Source organism: Micropruina sp. (genome assembly GCF_047607385.1).
GTDB lineage: Bacteria > Actinomycetota > Actinomycetes > Propionibacteriales > Propionibacteriaceae > Micropruina.
The window spans coordinates 1-11213 of the sequence record NZ_JASGDE010000210.1 but is presented as its reverse complement, the minus strand read 5'-3'; the positions used below and the strand labels follow the sequence as shown (position 1 = coordinate 11213).

Sequence of the window (11213 nt, the reverse complement as noted above, 5' to 3'; positions counted from 1 at the left end):
GGGAGCTGGTGCAGCAACAGTTGGGCGTGGTGTTGTCGCTGGTGCGGGTTCGTTCCTGGTCGGGGGTCCAGATGAAGCGAGCCTGGTCCGCCGACCGCGTCCGGCTCGGGAGGAACAGACCGGACGGCCGGTTGGCGTGGGGGTGCGCCGACCGGCCGTTCGTCCGTCGTTTCCCGGAGCGAAACCTGACCCGTTATAGTCGCCTTGACTAATGAACAGTCGATGAAACGCTGTTGACAAGAAGGCGACCAATGTCGAACGTCGGATCCCTGGTCTCGGTGGACGTCCTCACGCTGCGCTACAACCCCGGCCTGCGGCGGGTGGAGGTGGCCACCAAGCCCCGCACCATCGAACCGTACCGCGGCGTCCCCGCACTGCCCGGCGTGCTGCTGCGCGAGGGCGAACGACTCGCCGCCGCGGCCCACCGCGCGGTCATCGAGAAGGTCGGCTTCGACGTCTCCGCACTCGGTCAGCTGACCGTCTTCGACGAGCCCAACCGCGACCCGCGCGGCTACTCTCTCTCGGTCGCGATGTGGGCGGTGGGCGACGGGGACGCCGACTGGTACGGCTTCGACGACGTCCCCAACCTCGCCTTCGACCACAACGTGATGCTGTTCGAGTGCCGTCCGCTGCTGGTCGACATGCTGTGGCGCGACCTGGAGTTCACCCGGGCGCTGACCGGTCCCGAGTTCCCGGTGTCGGCGGCGGTCGGCATCACCCACACGCTCAGCGGGATCGCCCCCGACCGGGGCAACCTGAACCGCCGGCTCGCCTCGCTGCGCGGGCTCAGCGTGAGCAATAAGCGCATGGTGCTCGGCCGCGGACGCCCCGGCACCGTCTGGGAGTGGGAGAACCCCGCCGCCTGAGCACCCGGCCGCCTGGCCAGCGGCCGATCGGCGACCCACTACCCCGGGTTGTCGATGGCGAACAGCCGGCAGCGGACGTTGTAGTAGGCGTCGGTCTCGCCCTCGTCCCGCATCCCGATCCGCAGTGCCACAGCCTGGGACGCGGTGTTCTCCGGATAGGTCACCGCCAGCACCCGGGGCAGCCCGGCGTCGAAGCCGTGCCGGAGCACCCGGAGCGCGGCTTCGGTGGCGATCCCGCGTCCCCAGACGTCGGGATGCAGGTGCCAGCCGATCTCGGTCTCCCCGGACAGCGGCAGCGGCTCCTGCTCCGACGACGCCGGCAGCGGCTTCAGCAGCAACGCCCCGTAGCGCTCGCCGGTGTCGCGTCCGGCGATCAGCCAGGTGCCGTGCACCGGTCCCATCGCGGCCCGGTTCCGCTCCACCAGCCCGACGGCCTCGCTTCGTTCGGTCATCGCCCGCGGCGTCCGGCCGAGGTACCGCTGCACCTCCCAGCGGGAGTACAGGTCGAACAGGAAGTCCACGTCGCCGGCCTGGAACGGACGCAGCAGGAGTCGTTCGCTGAACAGTTCGGTCACCCGCCGAGGGTAGTTCCCCGCCTGCGACGCGGCACCACCCGGCCGCGGAACCACAGGGCTCAGGACGCCTCCGGCGCGTCCCCGTCCTGACCGGTCCGGTGCCGCAGCGGCAGCCGTCCGGTGTGATGCTCGGCCTCGATCTCGGACAGGCTGAGCCGCACCGTGTGCGGAATGTCGTGCCAGGTGGAATCGCGGTAGAACAGCGCCACCAGCATCAGCAGCCACCAGGTGAACAGGTGGATCGGGAACAGCACCACCGATTTCCACATCCCCGGCCAGCGGGCGTCCTCGAGCAGCACGGTGATCCAGGCGAAGATGCCGGTGAAGACGTAGGAGAACAGCCCGAACGCGGCGGTGGTGAGCGCCAGCATGCCCCAGTTGCCGGTCCGGAAGGCGGTCAGCAGGCTGAACGCCATGCCGCTCCAGCCGGCGATCGCCGAGACCAGCAGGCCGACGCTGTAGATCAGCCCGTCGATCGCCCGGCGGTCGCCGGAACGCACCCGGCGCCACAGCCGCGGGGTGCAGATCGGCACGATCTGGACGCCGCCCAGCGCCCACCGGTAGCGCTGCTTGATCGACGTCCACAACCCCTGCGGCTGCTCGTCGAAGAACACCGCGCGCGGCTCAAGCACGGCCCGGTGCCCCTCGGCGATGCCGTTCAGGGTGAACTCGATGTCCTCGCACTGGGTGCGGGTCTGCCAGCCCTTGCCGTCCAGCACCGACAGCAGGAAGCCGAACCCGGTGCCGCTGACCGAGAACAGCGACCAGCCGAACCGGTTGCGGGGCAGGTGGAAGAACCGGGTCTGCAGCAGCCAGTACAGCGTGCTGCAGCCGGCCACCCACGACGAGGACGGGTTCTTGCCGGTGCGGTAGCCGACCACGATGGTCTCGCCGTCGTTGAACCGGGTGTTCAGTGCCTCCAGGAAGCCAACCTCGACCACGTTGTCGGCGTCGAAGACGACGCAGGCGTCGTAGCGTCCGGCGTGGTCGACGTTGAACCGCTCGAAGAACCAGGACATCGCGAAGCCCTTGCCCTTGCGCTCGGGATCGGTGCGTTCATAGACGAAGGCGCCGGCCTTGCGGCAGATCTCGGCGGTGTCGTCCGTGCAGTTGTCGGCGACCACGAAGACGTCGTACAGCTCGCGCGGATACTCCTGGTTCTCCAGGGTGACCAGCAGCTGGTCGATCACCGCGGACTCGTTCTTGGCGCAGACCAGGACGGCGAACCGGTGCTGTTTCTCTCCCGGTTGCGGCTCGGGCAGCTTCAGTTCACCGAAGGCGTTCAGGCCGACCACGACGTGATAGAGGCCGTAGAGCCCGCCGATCACCATGATCGCCTGGAGAATCCAGCCGATCACATCGAGCACGGGCACCGTGGCGGCTCCTTGTCCGTGGGGGTCACCGGTGGGCCCGGCGTTTGAGGTGCCAGTCTAGGGCGAGGGATCCCCGGCTGTCCGAACCGCACACCGGGGCGCACCGAGCATTCCCGGACGCTGTCGGCGGCGAGGAGTGGAAGACTGGTCCATATTCGCCCGCTCCGCCGGTCGATGTCGCCCGGACCAAGGACACCTCAATGCTCGACCTGTTGAAACGATCCTCGACCTATCTGCTGATCTCCGGCTCGATGGCGCTCGTCTTCGGCATCGTGGCCGCCTTCTTCCCGTTCGCGACCGCCGCCACCGTGGTGGTGCTGTGGGGCGTCTACGCCCTGGTGGACGGCGTCGCGGCCGCCACCATGGCGGCACGCCCCGGGCCGGGCCAGTCCCGCGGCTACCTGATCCTCACCGCGATCGTCGGCATCGTCGCCGGACTGGTGGCGGTGATCTCGCCGGTCAGCGTCGGCGCCGCGCTGGCCTGGGTGCTAGGGGCGTGGCTGATCGTCCGCGGCGTGCTGGAGATAGCGTCCGCGTTCGCCCAGCGGCTGTCCGGCTCACGCTGGCTGTTGCTGCTGGGCGGCCTGTTCTGGCTGGCCGCCGGCGCTCTGATCGTCAGCTACCCGGGGGTGGCGGTGCTGTCGGTGGCGCTCTGGCTCGGGGTGATGGCGATCGTCTGGGGCATCGCGCTGCTGGTGGTCGGCGTCGCCGTCCGTCGCGCCGCCGCCGACGCCGCACCGATCCGTGGCCAGATCGTCCCGCCCCGCAACCTTCCGCCCGCCTGAACCCGACCAGAAGGACACCCATGCTGCGCTTCGGCATCATCGGCACCAACTACATCAGCGAGTGGTTCGCCGCCGCCTGCCGCGACACCGGCGGACGGGCCGCGGCGACCGCGGTCTACTCCCGCAACCTGGATCGCGGACGTGCCTTCGCCGCCACCGTCGGGGTCGCGTCCGCCGTCGACGACCTGGACGCGCTGATCGAGGCGGTGGACGCCGTCTACGTGGCCAGCCCGAACGCCGCCCATCATCCGCAGGCGATGCGGGCGATCGCCGCCGGCCGGCACGTGCTGGTGGAGAAGATGATCGGCACCTCCACCGCGCAGGTGACCGAGCTGTTCGCCGCCGCCCGGGCCAACCAGGTGATCGCCATGGAGGCGGTGCGCAATGTGCACACCCCGGCGCACCGGCTGGTTCGCGACGCCCTGCCCCGGCTCGGCACGCTGCGGCACGCCCGCTTCGAGAAGCTGCAGTACTCGTCGCGCTACGACGCCTTCCGCGCCGGCGAGCAGCTGAACGCCTTCGACCCGGCGCTGGGCAACTCGGCGCTGGCCGACATCGGGGTGTATGGGCTGCAGCCCGCCCTGGACCTGTTCGGGGTGCCGCCGCGGACGTCCGGGGCCAGCGTCTGGCTGGACAACGGCTTCGAGGGCGGCGGCAGCCTGCAACTCGACTACGGCACCCTGGTCGCCGACGTGGTCTACTCCAAGATCGCCGCCGGCCTCGGCCCGAGCGTGATCTACGGCGAGGACGCCGCGCTCACCCTGGACGATCCGGGCGAGCTCTCCCGGATCGAGCTGCACGAACGCGGCGGGGCCGGCACGGTGCTGCTGGACGGTCCCCGGGTGACGCCGGGCCAGACCATGCGGCACGAGGTGCTCGACTTCGTCGACCAGGTCGACGCCGGCGCCATCGACCCGCGCTGGGCCGACCTCAGCCTGGCCAGCCGCCGGATCATGGACGAGCAGCTGGCCAGGCTGTCGTAGCTCAGCGCTCGACGAAGACCGCCACGGTCCGTCCCGGAACCGTGAAGCTGCCCGCCGTGGCGTCGAAGCTGCTGGTCTTCACCACCGGGTCGCTGCCGTCGGCCTGGACGTCGTGCAGCCGGAACCGGTGCCCACGCACCCCGGGCACCGTCTGGGTGGTGGCCCCGGGGGTGGCGTTGAACACCACCACCAGGCCGCGCAGCTTCCGGTCGACGTTCGGGCCGACCGTGTCGTCGATCCGCATCACGATCACGCCCGGGGTCTGGGCGGGGCCGCCGGAAGCGAAGCGTAGCTTCTGCTTGATCAGCGCCGCCGAACCCAGCCGGAACAGCGGGCTGCTCTTCCTGATCCGCAGCAGATCCAGCGCCTGGCGCTCGGCCGCGGCGATCTCGGAACGCTGCGGACGCAGCGCGGCATCGCCCAGCAGGGTGCGCATCAGCGGCCACTTCGACTCGTTGTCCGCCTTCGGCGGCAGGCCGCGTCCGAAGCCGTTGGTGCGCTTGGTCACGTCGTAGACGTTGAACCAGTCGCCGGAGTCGTAGCTGTTGCGGTCCAGCGACTTGCTGCGCAGCAGCTCCGCCCCCGCATGCCAGAACGAAACCCCTTGTCCCAGCGCCGTGGTGGAGAGCGCGAGGGTCTGCATCCGGATCCGGTCGGCCATCGCGGTGTCGGTCGGCAGCTTGTACACCAGGGCGTCGTAGAGGGTCTCGTTGTCGTGCGCCTCCACGTACGTGACCGCCTCCTGCGGATCGGCCGTGTACCCGGCCGGGGCCCCGTTGTAGTCGATCTGGGAACCCTTCACCCGCTTGCCGGCGGCGTTCACCAGCCGGTAGTCGCGCAGGCTGCCGGTCAGCCCGACCTTGATCAGGTCCTGGTTGTGCAGCAGCGACGCCTTCTGCTGTTCGGGGGTGCCGTTGGCGGCGACCCCGTTGGGGTCGGTGAACTGGCCGCTGGCGAAGCCCTGGATGCGCTGGTCCTCGTCGAACGGCCCGCCGCCGCGGACGGCGTCCCGGAGCCGGTCGTTGAAGGCGCCGATCCCGGTGCCGGCCAACTCCTTCTGGGTGGCCTGGACGAAGCGGGCGTTGTCGGCGACCTCGCCGAAATTCCAGCCCTCGCCGTACAGGTAGATGCGTTTGCCGTCCACCCCGTCGCGGTTCAGGGTGAGCTTGTTCAGCTTCTTCCGCAGCTCCACCATCGCCGCCTTGGGCTGGTGGCCCATCAGGTCGAAGCGGAAGCCGTCCACCTTGTACTGGGTGGCCCAGGTGAGCACCGAGTCGATCATCAGCTTGCCCATCATGGCGTGCTCGGTGGCGGTGTTGGAGCAGCAGGTGGAGGTCTCCACCTGGCCGGTCGCGGTGAGCCGCTGGTAGTAACCCGGGACCACCCGGTCGAGGATCGACTTGGGGTCCTGGCCGGCGGCCGGGGTGTGGTTGTAGACCACATCGATCACGGTGCGCAGCCCGGCGGAGTTCAGCCCCTTGACCATCTCGCGGAACTCGCGGGTGCGGCCGGGCCCGTCCGGATCGGTCGCGTAGGAGCCTTCCGGGTTGGTGTAGTGCAGCGGGTCGTAACCCCAGTTGAAGCCGTCCTTGGCGGCGACCGCTTCGACGCATTCCTGCTGCTGGTCGCTGTCCGGGGCCATCGCGGCCAGGTCGCAGTCGGGGCTCTGCTGCTTGGCCCGGTCCTCCTCGATCGAGGAGATGTCGTTGACCGGCAGCAGGTGGACGGTGTTCAGCCCGGCCCTGGCCAGCGTCCGGAGCTGCCGCATGCCGTCGCTGGCGGAGTCGCTGAACGCCAGGAAGGTGCCCCGGTGCGCCGCCGGCACGGTGGCGTCGTTGATCGAGAAGTCGCGGACGTGCAGCTCGTAGATGGTGGACGCCTCCGGCGAGGCCAGCTTCGGCTTGACCAGCCGGGTCCAGCCGGACGGCCGCAGCGCCGGGTCGGCCAGGTCGGCCAGCACCGAGTGGGTGGAGTTGGTGGTCAGCGCCACCGAATAGGGGTCGGTGACCTTGTTCACCTCCACCGCATCGGTGCTCGGCACATAGACCCGCACCTGGTAGAGGTAGCGGGCGTTGCGCCAGCTGCGGTCGCCGCGCACCGTCCAGCTGCCGTCGGCGGCACGTTTCATCGGCACCGTGCGTTCCGGCGCGCTGCCGGCCGGGTCGAGCAGCAGCGACACCGACTTCGCGGTCGGCGCCCAGACGCTCAGGCTGGGCCGCCCCTTCGACCAGACCGGCCCGAAGGTCCTTGTGGTGGCCTTGTGGTAGATCTCGTCGAGCACCCCGGGCAGCTGGACGCCGGTACTGCTGACCAGTGCTCCCTGGGCGTCGTAGACGGCCACCGCGAGTTGCCCGGTGAGCAGCTCGGCGAGCCGCCGCTGGGTCGCCTTCGGCACCTGCAACGCCTGGTAGGAGGCCAGCTGCGGGTAGCTCTTCTTCAACCGCTTCGGCAGCGCGCCGCGCAGGCTGAGCGGAGACGACGAGCCGCCGACGATGCTGCCGGCATCGTTGCGCAGCCCGCCCTCGGGCGCCGCGAACAGCCGGTAGCTGAACCCGGTCCGCTCGGCGGGCAGCTGCACCGCGATCAGCCCGGGCTCCAGCCACTGCGCCGCCCGCTTGCCGGTCACCGACTTCGGCAGGTCGTCGCCGATCACGTGGCTGGCGTGGTCGTAGCTGAAGGTGACCTCGGTGGCCTGCTTGGTGCTGATCGAGAGGTTCGCGCCGCCGGGTGCCCCGGCCGCGCCGTAGTTCTCGGTCCAGGAGCCGTTCAACGCCACCTTGTAGTCGTAGCTGCCGGCCGGCACGGTGAAGGTGCCCCGGTAGCGGCCCTGCTCGCCGGGGACGGCGGTCAGCCGGGTAGCGGTGCAGTCCGGCTGCCAGTCGGACGCGCAGCCGAGCTCGGACTGCAGCGATCCGACCAGCACGACGCTGCTGGGCAGCGGGGTGTGATCGGCCAGCGCGGTGGCCGGCAACGCCGAGATCAGCAGGGCCGCCACGGCCGCGACGCTCAGCGTCCGGCGGGCCGGCGTCCGCCGAAGGGGGGTGGACCGCATGAGAGCCTCCTGTGCGGGTCAATTCATCATCGAGGGGTGACCGACGCATGACGATCCGCTCATCGGATCATCGGTGATTCCGGAGGGGGGCGGAGCTACAGCGCTGGCCGGACCCTAACAGCGCTAGGTGACTTGATACAAGGGTTATCTCTAGTCCCCGAATTTCATCGGCTCAGCGGTCCGCCCCGATCGCCTCGCCGATCATCGCCGCCACCCGGTCGCTGACCGGACGCCGGACCAGTTCGGCGTGGGTGGCGTCCAACTCCACGATCCGCAGTGCGCCGCGGGTGTGCGCCTGCCAGCCGTCGGCGTCCAGATGGGTCTCGGGACGCGGGGCTCCGGCCACCACCACGGTCAGTTCTCCTTCCAGCACCCCGGGCGAGCGGGTGCGGACCAGCCGGGACGCCTCGATCACGCTGGCGATGCAGCCGTCCAGCAGGGTCGGCGGCAGCGCGGCCAGGGCGCTGCCGGAGTCCCGCAGTAGGCCGGCCACCCGTTCCCGGGTGAGCGGCGCCGGGCCGGCCGGGGCGTCCAGTCCGGCCAGCCGCAGGATGCCGATCAGGGCGTCGGTCTCGGTGGGTTCGGCCAGGTGCTGCCACTGGTCGGCCGGGTAGGCGTCCAGCAGGGTGACCGACTCCACCCGCTGCCCGTCGGAGCGGGCCAGCACGGCCACCGCGTGCGCGGCCATGCCGCCCAGCGACCAGCCGGCCAGGTGGAAGGGTCCGCCTCCGACGACGCTGCGGATGGCGGCCAACTGCCGCCTGGCAAGGGCGGTCAGGTCGGCGACCGGCTGCGGAGCGCCGGTGCCGATGCCGGGGGCCTGGACGGTGTGCACCCCGACCCCGGACGGCAGGCCGGCCAGCAGCCCGGTGTAGCACCAGCCCAGCCCGCCGGCCGGCGGCAACAGGAACAGCTGCGGGCCACCACTGCCCGGCCGCAGCGTGAGCACCTCGGCGAAGTCGTCGGAGCGGTCGCCGCTGCCGACGATCAATTCGGCCAGCCCGGCGGCGGTGGGATGGGCGAAGGCGTCGGCCAGGCCCAGCTCGGCGCCCAGGTCGTCGGCCAGCCGGGCCAGCAGCCGCAGCACCGACAGCGAGTCGCCGCCCAGGTCGAAGAAGTCGGCGTCGACGGCGACGGCGTCCAGGCCGAGCACCCCGGCGACGGCAGCGGCGACCCGCTGCTGCAGCAGGTCGCGGGGCAGTTCCCCGGCGACGGCGGTGCCGGGTGCGGTGGAGGCCGTTGCCGCGGGTGCCAGTGCGGCGAGCCGGCGGCGGTCGGTCTTGCCGCTGGGGGTCAGCGGGATCGCGTCCACCGCGACCCACCGGGTCGGCAGCCAGGACGGCGGCAGCGCCTCCGCGGCGGCTACCCGGAGAGCCTCGCGGACCTCGTCCGCGTCGTCCGGGGAGGCGACGAACCAGGCGGTCAGGGCGTCGTTCACCACGCCGGCGGCCACCTCGGTCGCCTGGCCCACGCGGGGGTCTCGACACGCTCGACCAGCGGAAACCGCCCCGGAGAGCGCCGCCTCGATCTCGCCGAGCTCGATCCGCTGGCCCCGGATCTTGACCTGGTCGTCGGTGCGGCCCAGGTAGCGCAGCGCGCCGTCCGGACGCCAGGCAGCCAGGTCACCGGTGCGGTACAGCCGTCCCCACTGGGTCTCGACGAAGCGCTCCGCGGTCAGGTCGGGACGTCCGCGGTAGCCCTGTGCCAGCTGGACGCCGCCCAGCCACAGCTCGCCGGTCACCCCGACGCCGACCGGCTGCAGTGGTACGTGGGGTCTGTCCCCGCGTACCGTTTTCCCTTCTGGTGGTACGAGGGGTCTGTCCCCGCGTACCGTTTTCCCGTCTGGTGGTACGAGGGGTCTGTCCCCGCGTACCGGTTGCGCAGGAGCCTCCAGCACGTAGCAGGTGGTGTTCCAGATCGGACGCCCGATCGGCACCCCGCGGCCGTCGACGGCGTCCGCGGCGGTGCACTCCCAGACGGTGACGTCGACGGCGGCCTCGGTGGGGCCGTACAGGTTGACCGGCGCCACCCCGAACCACTTCAGGCTGCCGGCGACCAGGTCGGGGGTGAGCGCCTCGCCGCTGGTGACCACCGCGCGCAGCCGGGCCTCCGCCACCCGCTCACGGGCCGGACGGTCACCCAGGAAAGCGCGCAGCATGGACGGCACGAAGTGCAGCACCGCAACCCGCTCGGTGACGATCAGGTCGGCCAGCGCCCGCGGGTCGCGGTGCGCGCCAGGTGCCGCGATCACCACGCAGCCGCCGACCTGCAGCGGCCAGTACAGCTCCCAGATCGACACGTCGAAGGAGATCGGGGTCTTGTGCAGCACCCGCTCGCCGGGCGCCAGCCGCAGCTGGTGCTGCATCCAGTCCAGCCGGTTGTCGATGGCGCGGTGGCTGATCACCACGCCTTTCGGACGTCCGGTGGAGCCCGAGGTGAACAGCAGGTAGGCGGGGGCGTCCACGTCGCCGGGCACCGGGCCGCGGTAGGGCTCACCGCCGGCCAGGGCGTCCGGATCGTCGACCACGAGAGCGACCTGGGCGTCTTCCAGCATGGCCTCGACCCGGGCGGCGGGCAGGTCGGGGTCGATCGGGCAGTAGACGGCGCCGAGCAGCGCGATGGCGTGGATGGCTTCATACAGCCCGAAGCCGCGCAGCAGCCGGACGCCGACCACGTCACCCGCGCCCACCCCGGCCCGCTCCAGGCCGCCGGCGATCAGCCGGGCCTGGTCCAACAGGTCGGCGTAGCTGCGGGTCTCACCCTCGAAGACCAGCGCGGTCGCGTCCGGCGTCCGGGTGGCCGCCGCGACGAAACGCTGCCCCAGGGTGGCCGCCTCCCGTTCCCGCTCGGTGGCGTTGAAACCCTCGGTGACCAGGGCGTATTCGTCGGCGGGCAGGATCGGCAGCCGGGCCACGTCGGCGTCCGGTTCGGCGCTCGACCAAACCGCCAGCCAGTGCAGCAGCCGGGTCAGCTGCCGGTCCAGGTCGTCGGCGTCGTACAGCTCGGGGTGGGCGTCCAGTTCCAGCCGGACCCGCCGGGTCTGGCCGGGGCGGCCGCGTCCGGGGGTGCCGCGCAGGGTGAGGGTGAGGTCTTCCACCGGGCCGGCGGTGAGGTTGCGCACCGTGCCGGGCACCCCGCCGATGGTCAGTTCCAGTTCCAGCGGCAGCACGTTCAGCTGCATGCCGAACAGTTCGGGTCCGCCGCGCCGGGACAGCCGACGGGTCAGCCACTCCTGGCGCTCGAACGGGTGCTCGCGCAGCGCCAGCTGCTCGTCGCGGGTGGCGGCCAGCGCGGACGCCACCGTGCCGGTGGCCGGGACGGACGCCGGCAGCACGTTCATCGCGGTGCACACGGTGCGGGCCGCGATCAGCTGCCCGACGCCGGGTTGCGAGCGGTTCATCAGCGGCAGCCCGATCCGTCCGGACGCGGTGCCGAGCAGGCGTCCGACGTAGCTGCCGGCGGCCGCGGTGACCAGGTCGACCCAGCTGACGCCGAGCCGGCGCGCCCCGGCCACCAGCGCGGCCTGGGTACCGGCGTCCACCTCGACGGCGCGCCGGATGGCCCGCGGCGCGGGCTGGG

At 71.4% G+C, this 11213-nt stretch carries 8 protein-coding genes; 4 read left to right on the top strand and 4 right to left on the bottom strand.

What is annotated here, in order from left to right; translation table 11 throughout:
- A partial coding sequence (locus tag QM582_RS17955; protein WP_415086714.1) for a hypothetical protein occupies positions 1 to 212 on the top strand: 212 nt, incomplete at its 5' end.
- Positions 213 to 251: 39 nt separating this feature from the next.
- Positions 252 to 866, top strand: coding sequence for an NUDIX hydrolase (locus tag QM582_RS17950; RefSeq protein ID WP_415086712.1), 615 nt, complete (start codon positions 252 to 254; stop codon positions 864 to 866).
- Positions 867 to 904: 38 nt separating this feature from the next.
- Here QM582_RS17950 and QM582_RS17945 read toward each other — a convergent pair whose 3' ends face one another.
- Positions 905 to 1441, bottom strand: coding sequence for a GNAT family N-acetyltransferase (locus QM582_RS17945; protein ID WP_415086710.1), 537 nt, complete (start codon positions 1439 to 1441; stop codon positions 905 to 907).
- 59 nt (positions 1442 to 1500) lie between these two features.
- Positions 1501 to 2814, bottom strand: coding sequence for a glycosyltransferase family 2 protein (locus tag QM582_RS17940; protein ID WP_415086708.1), 1314 nt, complete (start codon positions 2812 to 2814; stop codon positions 1501 to 1503).
- 200 nt (positions 2815 to 3014) lie between these two features.
- Here QM582_RS17940 and QM582_RS17935 point away from each other — a divergent pair, with 200 nt between their 5' ends.
- Both QM582_RS17935 and QM582_RS17930 read left to right on the top strand, forming a co-directional pair.
- Positions 3015 to 3599: an HdeD family acid-resistance protein gene (locus QM582_RS17935; RefSeq protein WP_415086706.1), complete on the top strand. Its 585-nt coding sequence runs from the start codon at positions 3015 to 3017 to the stop codon at positions 3597 to 3599.
- Between the two features lie 20 nt (positions 3600 to 3619).
- Positions 3620 to 4582: a Gfo/Idh/MocA family protein gene (locus tag QM582_RS17930; protein WP_415086704.1), complete on the top strand. Its 963-nt coding sequence runs from the start codon at positions 3620 to 3622 to the stop codon at positions 4580 to 4582.
- Position 4583: 1 nt separating this feature from the next.
- Here QM582_RS17930 and pulA read toward each other — a convergent pair whose 3' ends face one another.
- Together pulA and QM582_RS17920 are read right to left on the bottom strand one after the other, a co-directional pair.
- Positions 4584 to 7634 (bottom strand): pullulanase-type alpha-1,6-glucosidase, encoded by a 3051-nt coding sequence (gene pulA / locus QM582_RS17925; RefSeq protein ID WP_415086702.1) that lies wholly within the window; start codon positions 7632 to 7634, stop codon positions 4584 to 4586.
- A 172-nt stretch (positions 7635 to 7806) separates the two neighbouring features.
- Positions 7807 to 11213 (bottom strand): AMP-binding protein (locus QM582_RS17920; RefSeq protein WP_415086700.1); only part of this gene is annotated, 3407 nt, incomplete at its 5' end.

What these genes read in the sequence shown, in the direction of transcription:
- QM582_RS17950 (WP_415086712.1), top strand. Translation starts at nt 252, where the DNA reads ATGTCGAACGTCGGATCCCTGGTCTCGGTGGACGTCCTCACGCTGCGC.
- QM582_RS17935 (WP_415086706.1), top strand. Translation starts at nt 3,015, where the DNA reads ATGCTCGACCTGTTGAAACGATCCTCGACCTATCTGCTGATCTCCGGC.
- QM582_RS17930 (WP_415086704.1), top strand. Translation starts at nt 3,620, where the DNA reads ATGCTGCGCTTCGGCATCATCGGCACCAACTACATCAGCGAGTGGTTC.
- pulA (WP_415086702.1), bottom strand. Translation starts at nt 7,634, where the DNA reads ATGCGGTCCACCCCCCTTCGGCGGACGCCGGCCCGCCGGACGCTGAGC.